Consider the following 15157-nt stretch of genomic DNA (forward strand, 5'->3'; position numbering starts at 1 on the left):
GCCAGCTGTCTTCCGCCGTACCCTCACCCCAACCCCTCTCCCGGCGGGAGAGGGGCTAAAACGCATTGGCTAATCACGCAGCTGCGGCAGCAGCGGCTTCCGGCTTGCCCAGTACGCCGGCGACGAAGGCGCGGATCTCGGCGTCCTGGGCGTTGTCGAAGAAGCACTGCTGGAAGCGCTCGCCGCCCACGGCCTGCTTGATCAGTTCCGGGTCGATGGCGCGCAGGCCGTCGATGTACGACTTGGCGGTGGCCTGCTTGAGCTGGGTGAGGATGCCGGCGTTGGCGGCCTGCGATTCGCGACGCTCGGCCGGGTAGCCCAAGCCACGCTCGCCGCTGAAGGCCTTTTCGAAGATGTAGCGCACGTTGATTTCCGCGCCCCAGCCGTAACCCTTGGCGAATGCCAGCGACAACGCATTGCCATTGTTGACCTGGGCGAACAGGTAAGCGTCGGTCGGCTCGATGCAATAGCCGCAGAACACGCCAGGGTGTGCGTTGAGCGACATCATGGCGCCCTGGCCGGTGCCGCAGCCGGCGACGACGAAGTCGACCGCCTTGGAGTTCAACAGCAGGCTGGCGACGATGCCCAGGTGGATGTAGGTCAGGCGGTGGTCGTTGTCGCCGTTCATGCCGACGTTGAACACGCTGTGGCCCTGCTCGCTGGCGACGTCGTTGAGCTGCTGCAGGATCACCGGGTTCTTGCCGGCCTGACTGAACTCATTCATGAGTGCGATTTTCATGGGGTGCTCCGATTGGTTTGGGGAAGTGGTTTGGAATGTGGTTGATGCGTGCTTGAGTGGCGGACGTCATGAATCTCGGGTTTTGTGCGCGTGCATACCGACCCTCATCCGCCCTTCGGGCACCTTCTCCCGGAGGAAGAAGGGAACGACGCGTTTTTCTCAGCGTGCCAGCCAGCCGCCGTCGACCGGGATGATGGCGCCGTTGACGTAATCCGAGGCGCTGCTGGCCAGAAACACCGCTGTGCCGCCGAGGTCGGCCGGTACGCCCCACCGCGCGGCCGGGATGCGGTCCAGGATGGACTTGTTGCGCGCTTCGTCGGCACGCAGCTGGGCGGTGTTGTCGGTGGCCATGTAGCCGGGCGCAATGGCGTTGGTGGTCACGCCCTTGCTGCCCCACTCGTTGGCCAGCAGGCGGGTGATGCCGGCGATGCCGGACTTGCTGGCGGTGTACGACGGCACGCGGATACCACCCTGGAACGACAGCATCGAGGCGATGTTGATGATCTTTCCGCTGCCCTGGGCGATGAAATGACGGCCGGCGGCCTGGGCCATGAAGAAGGCCGATTTCAGATTGACGTTCATCACGTCGTCCCAATCCTGCTCGCTGAAATCCACCGCGTCGGTGCGGCGGATCAGGCCGGCATTGTTGACCAGGATATCCAGGCGCCCCAGGCCGTCCAGGGTTTCCTTGAGGATGCGCTCGACTGGCTCGAGGCTGATCAGGTTGGCCTGGATGGCGATGAAGCGGCGGCCCAGGCCCTTGACCAGTTCTTCGGTCTCGGTCGGCGCCTGGATGCCGGCGGCGGCGATGTCGGCGCCGGCCTGCGCCAGTGCCAGCGCGATGCCCTGGCCCAGGCCAGTATTGGCACCGGTGACCAGTGCGACCTTGCCTTCGAGACTGAACGGATTGCTCATTACCTTATCGCTCCTGCTGGGTGATGTGATGCCACGTTGGATGAGTGCGTTGCGTCCGCGCGCTGCGCGGCCACGCATTGATGGAGCTATCGCATTAACTTGGCTGGTGAATCGCATTAACCGAGTTATTGCGCGGATTAAGTATTGCCTTGCAAGCGCCAGCGTCATTTGAGCTGGCAGATGTCCAGCACGTGCATGTCGGTGTAATCCAGGTTTTCGCCGCCCATCGCCCAGATGAAGGCGTAATTGCTGGTGCCGGCACCCATGTGGATCGACCACGGCGGCGACACCACCGCTTCGTTGTTCTGGATCACGATGTGGCGCTGCGCGTCCGGCTCGCCCATGAAGTGATAGACGCGGTCGTTGGCGCCAAGATCGAAGTAGAAATACACCTCGCTGCGGCGGTCGTGCAGATGCGGCGGCATGGTGTTCCAGACGCTGCCCGGCTTGAGCACGGTCAGGCCCAACAGCAACTGCGAGGACTGGCAGGTGGCCGGCACGATGTACTGGTAGATGGTGCGCTCGTTGCTGGTTTCCAGCGCGCCACGCTCCAGTGCCACCGCATCCTTGATCGAGAGTTGCTTGGTCTCGAAGCGCGCGTGCGCCGGCGTGGAGGCCAGGTAGAACTTGGCCGGGTTGGCGGCATCGTCCGAGGCAAAGCTGACATCGGTACTGCCCATGGCCACGTACAGGCCGTCCTTCTGCCCAAGCGTGTAGGCGGTGCCGTCCACGGTCACGGTGCCAGGACCGGCGCCGACGTTGAGGATGCCCAGCTCACGGCGCTCCAGGAACGGATGGCCGGCAGCGGAAGCAGGTTCGGTCTGCTTGGGCAGCTCCAGCGTTTTGCCGAGCGGAGCGGCGCCACCGAGCACGAAGCGCTCGTAGTGGGTGTATTTGAGGGTCACCGCATCGTCGATAAACAAGCCGTCGAGCAGATAGAGCTCGCGCAGGTCGTCGTTGCTGGCGCCCTTGATGGCGTCGGGATGGGTGGCGTAGTGGGTCTTGCAGTACAGGGACATGCGCGATCTCCGGTAGCAAGCAAGGGGGATATTGGCTTGCACCGGCATAGTCTACCGGCTCTGGTTAACCGGTGTCATTGCGCAGTGCACGAATTTTCTGATGCACTCTGTCCGGCGGAATCATGCGCCGCCGTACTCCTGAGATTCGATTGTCATGGGTACTGGATCGCGGGCGGGAGCTAAAGGCGTGGCTCAGCGGGCCGCGACGAGCGAACGGGTCGCCGCGATGATCTGCTGCGCCTGAACCGTGCGGGCGGTGCCAGCGACACCCAACTCATCGGCGATCCGTTCTGCCCGCGTGAGCAGGTCGGCACTGGCCGGAGACGTGTCGAGTTGCGCGCGGACGCGGCCGGCAAAGGCATCGTTCAGTACATGCTGTTCGCACCAATCTCCGATGCCGGACGGCAGGAGCGAATCGATGAACGCGACAAAGCGCGCACTGAAAGTCACGCCCTGATTGATCCGCCGCTGCACTTCGGCGGGACCCTTGGCACGCATCTCAAGGATAACGTCGTTGGTTGCGATGCGGGCATCGCGTCCATTGGCTGCATCTAGTTGCACATGACTCCGCAACTGCTCGCGCCTGGCTGCGAATCTCGAATCGGGCGCAAGAACGGCCGGCCCCGTAGACCACCCGTCCATCACGATGGTGCTTGAGCCTGTCGCATCTTCGGCCGGCAAGCGCGCTTCGGCCCAGGAATGGTTTCTTCCACTAACGTAATGCACCGTCTCCTGGGCACCCAGCCGACTGCTGTGATACACGCTTGTGGTGCTCGCATATTCACCGCAGTTACCTGAGCCGAACACGACAGCGGCCGCAGCCGAGTGGCGCATTTGCTCGGCGTGTTCAACGAACCGTCCGCCGCTGCGCATGTAGAGTTCATCCTTGAGCTGGCGCGCAGCTTTCGTGCGCCAGCCGCTTTCGTTGTGGGTGTCGCGCAAATCGGTGTCGACATTGCCGCGCCCGAACCGGAGCAACTGCCGCGTATTGCCGATGCTGTCATTCGCCTTACGCAAGCGGCTCACATCCGCTGTGGGAACGCGGCGCCCATCCATATCGCGGGCAAGTAGGTATGCGGCAAGAGCAAGGTCGTTGCTGGACAAAGCCGCGTTGGATGCAACAGATGCTGATGACGAGGCGGAGCTGGCCCGGTTCGGACGCGGCCGGCGCAATCCATCGAGCAGGCTCGTATCGGAGGGCCGCACATCGACGTCGACCTGCCGCGTGGATGCCTGTCGGGAGGATGTCGACGTTACAGTTGATGGAGCGGACGGCGAGCTGCGATTGAGTTTGGGAAACATACGGAACTCCCATTTGATCCGCTGCGTGATGCGTTGTTCTCAAGCAAAGCCTCAGCACGTCATTTCCAGTGATCGGTGTTTGGGTCTCTCTCCGATCAGCGACAGGACGCTGGACTTGATCGGCAACAGCGTGTGAAGGTCCTCACGACCGTTGCGTCATGCCTATCGTCGGCCATTCTGTCCTCGGCCACAGCAGCAGGGCGAAGAGCACGCACGCATCTGCGAAGCCAAGCATGGGAGAGCTTGGCGCGGTCGTTTCACGATCGGCCAATGGTAATCAGCGTCCGACTTGCGGCAAGGCACCATGCACCCTGGTCGAATCAATCTTCCGGCGGCTGGCAGGAATCGCGCACGATCAGGTGCGGGCGCACGCTGGCGGTGGGGAGTTGCGGGGCGTTGTCGGGCTGGATCAGCATCGCGGCGGCGGTGCGGCCGGTGTCGCGGGTGTGGCGGCGCACCGAGGTCAGCGGCGGCCATAGCCGCGAGGCAAGCGAGCTGTCGTCGTAGCCGATCACCGAAAGCTGGCGCGGGATATTGATACCGGCGCGCAGGGCGACCTTGTAGATACCGGCAGCCATTTCGTCGTTACCGGTGAAGATGGCGGTGGGGCGCTTCTTGCCCAGCAGCAGCTTTTCGGCCGCGGCCACGCCCGATTCGAAGGTGTAGCCGGCCTCCACAATCCGCTCGGGCGGCAGTTCGATGCCGCGCCGGGTCAGCGCGTCGGCAAAGCCCGAGGTGCGCTCGATCGAGGAGCGGTAGGCGCTGGGGCCGGTGACCAGGGCGATGTCGCGGTGGCCGAGCGAGAGCAGGTAATCGGCCGCCTCGGCGGCGCCGTCGCGGTCGTGGGTGATCACCGTCTGCGAGGTGGTGTCCAGCGCCACCGAAGCGATACGCGTGTAGCGGCAGCCGATCTCGGCCAGCATGTCGGCCAGCGCCTGGTCCTCGGAGGCGCGCGGCACCAGGATCACCCCGTGCAGCTTCTGCGCCTGGGCGAAGCGGCGCACACCTTCGATGTAGCCGGGGCTGCGGCTGTCGCAGGGGTGCACCACCAGCTCGAAACTGGAGCCGCGCAGCGCGTCTAGCGCGCCGTACTGCATGTCCACGATGTACTGCGCAGTGGGGTTGTCGTAGACCATGCCGATCAGGAACGAACGCCGGAACGCCAGCCCGCGCGCGAGCGGATCGGGCGAGTAGCCGACCTCGCGCATCAGCGCTTCGACCTTCTCGCGGGTGTCCTGGCGGACCAGCGGCGAATTGTTGATGATCCGCGAGACGGTCTTCTTGGACACCCCGGACATCCGGGCGATGTCGTTGATCGTGGCTACCTTGCCCTTCGGCAGGCCGGGCATTCCCTCTTCAGGCATCTTGCGGGCGGGCATAGCGGTCAACCAGTGAAGTTGATTGGATTCTACCGGCCAGCGGGCCGGCAAGCCTTCGCAGGCTTGCCGATGTCCCGAATCCGCCATGACCAGGGCGCCGTGGCGTGATGCGCCACAGCATGCCCGGCAGTGCAGAACGGTCAGTCCAGGGCGCGGTAGCGGAAGTTGCGGAACTCCACCTGGCCTTGGCCGGACGCATATAGCGCCGGTTTCAGTGCCAGGAACTTGCCGGCCACGTTGTGGTGGTAGCCGGACACTTCCATCTGCACCGGGTACTTGGTCCAGGTGGTGCCGTCGGTGCTGCTGTGGATGGTGACGATGTGGCGGTTGTTGGTGACGCGCAGCCATAGCGCGCCGCCCTTGCCGCTGGGCGCCAGCCTGGCCGGGCGTTCTTCGCCGTAGCGGTGCATGACGAAGTTCTCGCCGTTGCTCCCCACCCCGGCGTAGAGCTTGTCGCTGTAGAACAGCAGCGCCCCGCCCTGCCCGCCCGGTGCCACGGTCATCTGCACCTCGAACTGATAGGCCTGGTCGGGCGCGATCAGGGTCAGCGGCGAGGCGTCGCGCGGGGCGCTGCCCTTGCCCTGCAGGCGCAACACGCCATCGCCTACTTGCAGGCGCTTGGCTTCGTCGGCGGCCGGGTTGAAGAACGACCACTGCGGGCCGAGCGTGTTGGCGCGGAAGTCGTCCGACAACCTCAGGCCGTGCGGCAAGACCTGCCCGCTGGGCTTTTTCAACGGCGTGCCCAGGTCGCCGCCCTTGGCGACGAACCAGCCATCCGCGGTCCACTCGATCGGGTCGAGCAAGGCCTGCCGGCCCAGCGTCCAGTAGCCGTGTTCGTAGCCGTGGTAGAGCATCCACCAACGCTGGTCGGTGCCTTCCACCAGGGTGGCATGGCCGCGCGACCACCACGGCTCGTCGGCGCTCTTGGTGCGGGTGATCGGGTTGTTGGGCGCGTTCTGCCAGGGGCCGTGGATCGAGCGCGAGCGCGCGGTGATCACCATATGCCCGGTCGGCGGGCCGGCGGTGCCGCCGACCGCGGTGGTCATGTAGTACCAGCCGTTGTGGCGGGTGATCTTGGGGCCTTCCTGCGCGTAGCCTTCCACGTCCCAGCTTTCCGGGTACTTCCAGCCGTCGTAGACGTGCTTGGGGGTGCCGACCACCTTGAAGCCATCGTCGGAGAGTTGCACGTAATCGCCGCCGCTCAGGAACAGATAGCGCTTGCCGTCTTCGCCCACTGCATGGCCGGGGTCGATGTACTTGCCCAGGCCGATGTCGATCGGCTTGCTCCACGGGCCGGTGATGTCATCGGCCCAGACCACGAAGTTGCTGCGCCCGCCCTGGTCGCCGCGGCGCGCCGGGAAGTAGATGTAATAGCGCTTGCCGTGCTTGATCAGATCCGGCGCCCAGATCGCGCCGACGTTCTGGGTGATCGCATGGCCCAGCGGTTGCCAGTTGACCAGATCGCGCGAATGCCAGATCGGCAGGCCCGGATACGCGTCGAACGAGGACAGCGTGAGGTAGTAGTCGTCGCCATCCTTGAGCACCGACGGATCGGGGTGATCGCCGGCCAGCACCGGGTTGAGGAAGGTGCCGTTGCCCTGGTCGGCAATGCGCTGCTGTTCGATACCGCGCTTCCAGTCGGCTGCGGCAGCGAGGCCGGAACACAGCAGCAGGCCGCCGGCCAGCAACCAACGCAGCGGGGTTGAAGCGATACGCACACGCATGCTTGCTCCTAGTCCCCGCAGGGCGGGGCGATGCGGCGGCCCACGCCTGGAGCGTCGGCCGCCTGGATGAGGGCGGAACTACCTGCCAGCAGCGACGCCGGGCAGAGTGCCGGTAGCGTCGCCAGGCGTTTGTCGGGCGAGGCGCGGCGCGCGGACATCGCATTGCACGCGCTGCGCAGCCCAATGCCACGCACCGACGACGCCCGCCTGACGGACGCAGTCGGGATCGCGGTCGCCTAGGCGCGCAGCGCGCGTGGCAACCACAGCGACAGTTCGGGGAAGAACGCCACGATCAGCAGCACACCCAAGGCCGCCAGCCAGAACGGCCAGATGGTGCGCATGCTTTGGGCCACGGTGATTTCACCGATCGAGGTACCAATGAACAACACCGAGCCGATCGGCGGGGTGATCAAGCCGATACCGCCGGCCAGCACCATCACCAGACCGAAGTGGATCGGGTCGATGCCGTAGGCCTTGACCACCGGCAGGAAGATCGGCGTGCAGATCAGGATCTTCGGTGCCAGGTCCATGAACATGCCCAGCAGCAACAGCATCACCACGATCATCAGCAGCACGGTGTTCTTGCTGTCGGCGATGGCCTGCAGGAACTTCACTGCGGCCGCCGGCACCTGCAGGTACGCAAGCAACCAACCGAACACTGCCGCCGTGGCGATCACGAACAGGATCACGCCGGTGGTGCGCGCGGCATGCGTGACCGCCGCGAAGAACTCGGCCCAACGCAACTGGCGATACAGCAGCGCGGTGACGATCAACGCATACACCACCGCAATCGCGGCGCTCTCCACTGCGGTGAAGATGCCGGCGCGAATACCGATGAAGATCAGCGCCACCAACCCCAGGCCCGGCAATGCGCCAAACAGGCGCAGCGCCACTGCGCGCCAACCGGGGAACGGCTCGGTACCGTAGCCGCGATGGCGCGCCACCGCATAGCCGGTGACCATCATCGCCGCAGTCATCAACAGCGCGGGGAAGATGCCGGCGGCGAACAGATCGGCAATCGAGATACCGCCGCCCGCCGCTGCGGAGAACAGGATCAGGTTATGCGAGGGCGGCACCAGCAGCGCCACCAGCGCGGCGGTCATGCTCACATTGACCGCGTAATCGCGGTCGTAACCGCGCTTGATCATCTGCGGAATCATGGTTCCGCCGACCGCCGAGACGTCGGCAATCGCCGAGCCGGACACGCCGCCGAAGAACAGCGACGACAACACGCTGACCTGGCCCAGGCCGCCACGCACACGCCCCACCAGCGACGAGGCCAACGCGATCAAGCGTTCGGAAATACCACCGCGCAGCATCAACTCGCCAGCGAAGATAAACAGCGGAATGGCGATCAACGAGGCCGAGCCGCTACCGGCGGAAATCTGCTGCACCAGCACCACCGTGGGCAGGTCCAGATACAGCAGCGTGGCCAGCGCGGCCGCGCCCAGCGCATAGGCCACCGGCACGCCGATCAGCAGCAGCACCACGAAGGTTCCCAACAACATGGCGATGCCCATCAGCGCACTCCTCCGGTGTGGATCGGGCGCAGCACACGCCACAGCTTGTACAAGGCGAACACCACCATCAGCGCGCCGCCGATCGACAGCGGCAGGTAGTTGATGCTCTGCGGCATCTGCGCGCCGGCCATCTTGATGTCCAGGCCATCGAGCAGCAGCGCCGCACTCCAGCGCGCCAGCACCGCACCGATGGCGATGATCATCAGCGGGCGGATCAGATCGAACACCTTGCGCACCAGCGGCGGCACGTGTTCGCCCAGCAGATAGAAGCCGAAATGACGGTTGGTGTGCACGCCAGCGGCAGCGCCCAGGCTCAGCGCGGTGCTGAGCAGCAGCAGCGTCACCGGCTCGGTCCAGCTGGGCGAGTCGTTGAGCACGTAGCGGGTGAACACCTGCCAGCCCTGTACGACCACCAGGCCCAGCAAGGCCAGCGATGCCACGCCAACGGCGGTGTCGGAAACGCGGTCCAGCGCGCGCTGCAACGGCGCGACCGGGACGGCGAGAGTCTCGGGTTCGGTCATTGGATCACCTCTATGCGAAATCGCGGATGCGGCGGTACAACGCTTCGATCTCCGGCTGCTTGCGGTATTCGGCCAGCAGCGGGGCGGAGGCGGCGCGGAACGCCGGCATGTCGACCTGATTGAGCTTGACGCCGTAGTCGATCACCTGCTTGCGCGCGATCACCTCCGAGGCATCCCACAGGTTGCGCATTACCGGCACCGAGGCGCGCGCCAGTTCCACCACCAGGCCGCGGTCGGCCGGGCTCAGCGATTCGAAACTCTTGCGCGACATCACCAGGATGTCCGGCGCGTAGGAATGCTCGCTCTGCGACCAGTAGTGCGCCGCTTCGAAATGGCGGCTGGACTGGAAGCTGCGCATGTTGTTTTCCGCACCGTCGATCATGTGCGTTTCCATCGCCGAGAACGTCTCGCCCAGCGACATCGGGGTGGGATTGGCGCCCAGCATGCGCATCAGCTTGAGGAAGATGTCCGACGAGGCCACACGCAATTTCAGGCCCTTGAGATCTTCCGGGCGGTGCAGCGGATGCTTGGTGTTGTAGAAGCAACGTGCACCCGAATCGTAGATCGCCAGGCCCACCAGATCGCGCTGCTCGAAGCTGCGCAGCACGCTGTCGCCCACATGCCCGTCGATGGCGCGGCGCAGATGCGGCACCGAGTCGAACACGTACGGCAGGCACAGCGCTTGTGTGAGCGGAAAGGTGTTGTTCAACGCGCCCGAATACACCCGGGTGATGTCGATGGCACCGAAGCGCGCCATATCGATCGCCTCCGACTCGCGGCCCAGCTGGCCGGAGTGGTACTGGCGCAGCTTGAGCCGGCCATTGGTGCGTGCTTCGAGCTGCTTGCCGAACCACCGCACCGCTTCCACGGTGGGGTAGTCGCCGATATGCACGTCGGTGGCGGTCAACAACTGCCCGCCGGGGATCGGCGTGGTGGCACCGGCGCCCAACCAGGGGCCGGCCGCGGCGGCACCGAGCCCGGCACCGAGGAAATGTCTGCGTGTGATCATTGGCGCCCTCCCAAGCGTCTGGTCACTGGGTCCGAATCAGGTAGCGGACACAGCCGTGCAGGAAATGTCGCCGATGCCGGCGAAGCGAATCAGGGCACGCTGTCCCACTTCGATGTCATGGATACCGGTGGCATTGCCCGTGGCAATGAGATCACCGCGCTTGAGCGGACGCCCGCGCTGGGCCGAACGACTGAGCGCAAACGCGTAGGCGGCGCGCAATCCACCCGGCAACGTGGTGGCTCCACCGGTACCGACAACCTGGTCGTCGATCAGCGTTTCGGCGGTCAGCGCAGACTCGTCGCGCGCCAGCCAATCGGTCACTTCCGGGCCTAGAATCAGGCCGTTATTGTTGCCGAAGTCGGAAATCACCACGCGCGGGCCCAGCTTGTTGATGGTCGCCAACGGGCTGCTGGCGATCTCCACGCCGATGAACAACGTGGCCGGCAGCTGCGCCGCCTGCTCCGGGGTGAAATGGGTCTGCTCGGCGGGAGCGTCCGCTTCCAGGCGCAGCACATACTCGGCCTCTACCGCACCGAAGCCGCCCTGGTAGATCGGGAACTGGGTTGTTCCACCGGTAGCATTCCAGAGCTTGTGCGAGAAGATCGGGCCCAGCAGGCGGTCGTCGCCGGAGGCGTCGCGGCGCTCGGCGGCGATATAACCCACCTTCCAGCCGACCACCTGGTCGTCCCACTGGCTGATGGCGATGTCCTGCACCTGATAGGCAGTGACCAGATCCTCAGGGATCTGCCCGGGAAAGTCGGGCAGCGATGCCCCTGCACGGCGTGCCTCCACAAACTGCTGGGCGATCTGCGACAACATGGATGTGGACGATGGCGGGGTGGCGGCGTCGTTGCTCAAGGGTGTCTCCCTGCTAGTGTTTTTGTTGCACTGCCAATCGACAGTGGCACGGTGTGCTGTATATGGTAAACCGGTGTCATTGGCAATGTGCAGTGCGGCAAAGTTGGCCTTAAAAGCGAAGCAACCCTGGGAGGGGTGGATGAAACAGACAAGCCAAACGCGTGTTTTTACTGCGTTTTCAGGTGCTATGCGGCGGTGCCTGCCGCTGCTGTTGCTGGCGACCTCAGTATTGATCGGGCCAGTGGTTGCGGCCGAGGTGCCCAGTGCCGATACCACGGCCGAGCAAGCCAGCCGGATCGCGCTGTGGCCCAGCGGGATGGCACCGGGAGACAATGCACTGAAGCAGCCGCAGCGCATCATCGAGCGCAGCAGCGACCCTGCCCTGCCCGATCGCTACATCCAGCAGATCAGCACGCCTTACCTGGTGGTCTACCGGCCCAAGCAGCCAAACGGCACTGCCCTGCTGGTCACCCCCGGCGGCGGCTACCAGCGCATCGTGCTGGACAACGAAGGCAGCGCGCTGGTGCCCAGCTTCGTCGACCAGGCCGGGATCACGCTGTTCGTGCTGCGCTACCGCCTGCCCGGCGAAGGCCATCCGCACGCGGCCGACGTGCCATTGGCCGATGCACAGCGCGCGCTGCGGCTGATCCGCGCCAACGCCGCCCGCTACGGCATCGACACGCAGCGCGTTGGGGTGATGGGGTTCTCGGCCGGCGGTCACGTCGCCGCCAGCCTGGGCACCCGCTATGCCTCGCAGGTGTACCCGAAGCTGGATGCGGCCGATGCGCTGAGCGCGCGGCCGGATTTCGAGCTGCTGATCTACCCGGTGATCGACATGGACAGCGCCAACGCGCACGCGGGCTCGCGCGAGCGCCTGCTCGGCAGCAGTCCGAGCGATGCGCAGGTGCGCGCGTACTCGCCGCAATTGCATGTGGATGCACGCACCCCGCCGACCTTTCTGCTGCATGCGCAGGACGACACGGTGGTGTCGGTGCGCAACGGCCTGCTGATGCATGACGCGTTGCTGCGTGCCGGCGTGCCCAGCGAGCTGCATGTGTTTCCACAGGGCGGGCATGGCTTCGGTACCGCCAGCGGCACCGGCTTGACCGTGGCCGCGTGGCCGCAGCTGGCGCAGGCCTGGATTGCGCATGTCAGCAAGGTGCAAACGCCCTCGACTGCATCTGCGACGACTGCGAATGCATCTGTCGCTGCACCTGCACCCGCATCTGTACCGGCGCAGGACGCCGCGCGATGACGTCACCATCCACGCCCGACGCGGGGCGGCGCACGCTGCTGCGTGGTGGCTTGTTAGCCACGGCTGCAGCCGCGCTGCCGGGTTTCGTCGGCGCGGCCGCAACAGCGCCTGCGCGCGACGACAGTACGCCGCTGGCACACGTGCGTGGCGGCGCACTGCGCGGTTATCGCGACCAGGGTGTCTGCGTGTTCAAGGGCATCCCGTACGGCGGCGACACCGCAGCGCGGCGCTTTCAGGCGCCGGTGCCGGAAACGCCCTGGCAGGGCGTGCGCGATGCCAGCGCCTTCGGTGCAGCCGCACCGCAACCCAAAGCCAGCGAACCCACCAGCGAGGAGTGCCTGTTCCTCAACGTGTGGACGCCGGGCCTGCACGATGGCGGCAAGCGACCGATCCTGTTCTATATCCACGGCGGCGGCTACACCACCGGCTCCGGCAGCGACCCGCTCTACGACGGCGTGCGTCTGTGCAAACGCGGCGACGTGGTGGTGATCACCGTCAATCACCGGCTCAACCTGTTCGGCTATCTGTCGCTGGCGCAGCTGGGCGATGCGAGTTTTGCCGACTCCGGCAATGCCGGGCAGCTGGACCTGATCCAGGCACTGCAGTGGGTGCGCCAGCACGCGGCCGAATTCGGCGGCGATGCCGGCAATGTCACCGTGTTCGGCCAGTCCGGTGGCGGCGCCAAGATCGCCACCTTGATGGCGATGCCCGCCGCACGCGGCCTGTTTCATCGCGCGTGGACCATGAGCGGGCAGCAGGTCACTGTGGCCGGCCCGCGCGCGGCCACTCAGCGCGCGCAACTGCTGCTGGATGCATTGAAACTTGCGCCCGGCGCGCTTGCGCGCATCCGCACGCTACCAAGTGAGCAGCTGCTGGCTGCCGCGCAAGTGCGCGATCCCTCGCGGGTGGAAAACAGCGCGTTGTATTTCGGCCCGGTGCTGGATGCGCGCAACGTGCCGGTGCACCCGTTCTGGCCGACCGCCCCGCTGCAATCGGCGAAGATTCCGCTGGTGATCGGCAATACCCGCGATGAAACGCGCGCGTTTCTCGGCAACGATGCGAAGAACTTCGCGCTGAGCTGGGACGAGCTGCCGGCCAGGCTGGAAACCCAGCAATACGTGGATCTGCTGCCGCAGGTGGTGATTGCCGAATACCGCCGGCTGTATCCGCAGTATTCGCCATCGGAGGTGTTCTTCGCGGCCACCACCGCAGGGCGCTCGTGGCGCGGCGCGGTCGAAGAAGCCGAGGCACGCGCACGTCAAGGCGCACCCACCTGGGTCTATCAACTGGATTGGGGCTCGCCACTGGATGGCGGCAAGTTCGGCGCCTTCCACACGCTGGATATTCCGCTGGTCTTCGACACCACTGCGCAACCGGGTTCGCGCACCGGCGATGGCGCCGATGCGCAGCGCATGGCCGAGCAGATGAGCGAGGCGTTGATTGCATTCGCGCGCAGCGGCGACCCGAATCATCGTGGTCTGCCGCGTTGGCGACAGTATTCGTTGCAGCAGCGCGAGACGCTGCTGTTCGATACACCCAGCCGGCTCGACCACGATCCGCGCGGTGGTGAGCGCAAGCTGTATCAGCAAGCGCCTTTCATTCAACGCGGTACGTTTTGACTGACTTTCGTGGTCAAGGTCGAGGTCGAGCGTGGTCGGATTGCACTCCGCGGCGGCACGGCGTGGCGTGCGTGTAGGTGCCCATCAGCGCGCGGCTCGGGTCATCGTGCTTGCGCTCTTCTGCCTGCCTGCGGTCTTCTGATCACCTTTCGCCTTCTGACTACCTTTCGTTTTCTGATTGCTTTCCTCATTGGTGATTCATGCGTTTTTCGTCTCTTGTACCGTTGGTTTTGCTGGCAGCAATTGCTGCACCTGTTGCGTACGCTGCAGATGCCTCACCGGTTGATGCATCAACTGCAAGCGTGCCAGCGTCTAACGTAGCCGCTGGCGGCAAGCACTTTGCCGCCAGCAAGATCGTGCTGGTCGGCGACTCCACCACGGCTGTGCAAGGTGGCTGGGGGCCGAGCTTTTGCGCGCAGCATGTGACCTCGTTCCTGAGCTGCCTCAATCTGGCGCGCGGTGGCCGCAGCACGTCCAACTATCGCGCCGAAGGCTCATGGGAGATCGCACTGAAGGAGCTGCGCAGCGGCGGCTATCGACAGGTGTATGTGTTGATCCAGTTCGGGCACAACGATCAACCCGGCAAACCGGGGCGTTCCACCGAATTGGCGACCGAATTCCCGGCGAATCTTCGCCGTTATGTCGCCGACGCACGTGCCGCCGGTGCGATCCCCGTGTTGGTCACGCCATTGACGCGGCGGCAATTCGAACGCGGCCAATTAATCGACGACTTGGCGCCGTGGGCGGAGACAACACGCGCAGTTGCACGCGCGTTACAGGTGCCGTTGATCGACCTGCATGCGCGCAGCCGTGCGCTGGTGCAGGGCATGGGCCCGGTGTTGGCGATGCGGCTGGCGCAGCGGCCTGCCGATCCGGAACAAGTGATTGCCGCGCAGTCGGGCACCACGATTGGCAAGACACCGGCGCAGGCATTGCATGCGCCGGTGTCGGCGTCGTCAAAGATCGCGGCAGCGGCCAGCGTCCCCGCCGCCGCACAGGACAATGCCAGCGCCGAGCCGATGGGTCAGGCCAAACTCGCATTCGACTACACGCATCTTGGTGCGGACGGCGCAGATCTGTTCGCGGCGATTGTCGCCGACGAGTTGGCACAGCAGGTGCCTGCGTTGCGGCCGCTGTTGATTCCTTGATGCGTCATTGTATCTGATCAACTAGGGCCTGTTAACACATCCGAAGCCCATCAACGACTAGGACGAAGCTGAGGAATCCAAGGAACATGACATCCAGCTTGTCGAAGCGCGAGAAAATCCGGCGGTAGCCTTTCAAGCGACGGAACAGT

13 protein-coding genes and 1 pseudogene are annotated in these 15157 nt (G+C 65.1%); 3 read left to right on the forward strand and 11 right to left on the reverse strand.

The window, feature by feature from the left end:
- Window positions 1-73: 73 nt before the first annotated feature.
- From ABS769_RS06670 to ABS769_RS06715, 10 genes are all read right to left on the reverse strand, one after another.
- Window positions 74-739: an RpiB/LacA/LacB family sugar-phosphate isomerase gene (locus ABS769_RS06670; protein WP_317060876.1), complete on the reverse strand. Its 666-nt coding sequence runs from the start codon at window positions 737-739 to the stop codon at window positions 74-76.
- Between the two features lie 159 nt (window positions 740-898).
- Window positions 899-1654: a 2-dehydro-3-deoxy-D-gluconate 5-dehydrogenase KduD gene (kduD, locus tag ABS769_RS06675; protein ID WP_023902094.1), complete on the reverse strand. Its 756-nt coding sequence runs from the start codon at window positions 1652-1654 to the stop codon at window positions 899-901.
- A 164-nt stretch (window positions 1655-1818) separates the two neighbouring features.
- Complete coding sequence (kduI, locus tag ABS769_RS06680) at window positions 1819-2673, reverse strand: 5-dehydro-4-deoxy-D-glucuronate isomerase (RefSeq protein ID WP_317060877.1); 855 nt, start codon at window positions 2671-2673, stop codon at window positions 1819-1821.
- A gap of 192 nt (window positions 2674-2865) precedes the next feature.
- Window positions 2866-3975 (reverse strand): type III effector HopX1, encoded by a 1110-nt coding sequence (locus ABS769_RS06685; protein ID WP_317060878.1) that lies wholly within the window; start codon window positions 3973-3975, stop codon window positions 2866-2868.
- Between the two features lie 320 nt (window positions 3976-4295).
- Window positions 4296-5354 (reverse strand): LacI family DNA-binding transcriptional regulator, encoded by a 1059-nt coding sequence (locus ABS769_RS06690; protein WP_317060879.1) that lies wholly within the window; start codon window positions 5352-5354, stop codon window positions 4296-4298.
- A 140-nt stretch (window positions 5355-5494) separates the two neighbouring features.
- Window positions 5495-7078: a family 43 glycosylhydrolase gene (locus ABS769_RS06695; protein WP_317060880.1), complete on the reverse strand. Its 1584-nt coding sequence runs from the start codon at window positions 7076-7078 to the stop codon at window positions 5495-5497.
- A gap of 236 nt (window positions 7079-7314) precedes the next feature.
- The gene (locus ABS769_RS06700; protein ID WP_317060881.1) at window positions 7315-8598 is read right to left on the reverse strand and encodes a TRAP transporter large permease; all 1284 of its coding nucleotides are present in this window, start codon (window positions 8596-8598) and stop codon (window positions 7315-7317) included.
- Complete coding sequence (locus ABS769_RS06705; RefSeq protein ID WP_006452153.1) at window positions 8598-9119, reverse strand: TRAP transporter small permease; 522 nt, start codon at window positions 9117-9119, stop codon at window positions 8598-8600. The genes ABS769_RS06700 and ABS769_RS06705 overlap by 1 nt, the downstream gene beginning before the upstream one ends.
- 10 nt (window positions 9120-9129) lie before the next feature.
- Entirely contained in the window at window positions 9130-10128 is a 999-nt protein-coding gene (locus ABS769_RS06710; protein ID WP_006452154.1) for a TRAP transporter substrate-binding protein, read from the reverse strand.
- Between the two features lie 36 nt (window positions 10129-10164).
- On the reverse strand, window positions 10165-10986 hold the full coding sequence (locus ABS769_RS06715; protein ID WP_023902089.1) for a 2-keto-4-pentenoate hydratase: 822 nt from the start codon (window positions 10984-10986) through the stop codon (window positions 10165-10167).
- A 139-nt stretch (window positions 10987-11125) separates the two neighbouring features.
- Between ABS769_RS06715 and ABS769_RS06720 the strand changes: the two genes are divergently transcribed.
- The 3 genes from ABS769_RS06720 to ABS769_RS06730 all read left to right on the forward strand — a co-directional run bounded on the left by ABS769_RS06720 (window position 11126) and on the right by ABS769_RS06730 (window position 15008).
- The gene (locus tag ABS769_RS06720; protein ID WP_317060882.1) at window positions 11126-12241 is read left to right on the forward strand and encodes an alpha/beta hydrolase; all 1116 of its coding nucleotides are present in this window, start codon (window positions 11126-11128) and stop codon (window positions 12239-12241) included.
- Entirely contained in the window at window positions 12238-13860 is a 1623-nt protein-coding gene (locus ABS769_RS06725) for a carboxylesterase/lipase family protein (protein WP_317060883.1), read from the forward strand. Before ABS769_RS06720 ends, ABS769_RS06725 begins: the two co-directional genes overlap by 4 nt.
- 200 nt (window positions 13861-14060) lie before the next feature.
- On the forward strand, window positions 14061-15008 hold the full coding sequence (locus ABS769_RS06730; RefSeq protein WP_317060884.1) for a rhamnogalacturonan acetylesterase: 948 nt from the start codon (window positions 14061-14063) through the stop codon (window positions 15006-15008).
- A gap of 31 nt (window positions 15009-15039) precedes the next feature.
- Here the strand turns inward: ABS769_RS06730 and ABS769_RS06735 are convergent.
- Window positions 15040-15157: pseudogene (locus ABS769_RS06735) on the reverse strand (IS5-like element ISCARN85 family transposase); the annotation flags it as partial.

It is taken from the genome of Xanthomonas hortorum, assembly GCF_040279205.1.
GTDB lineage: Bacteria > Pseudomonadota > Gammaproteobacteria > Xanthomonadales > Xanthomonadaceae > Xanthomonas > Xanthomonas hortorum_F.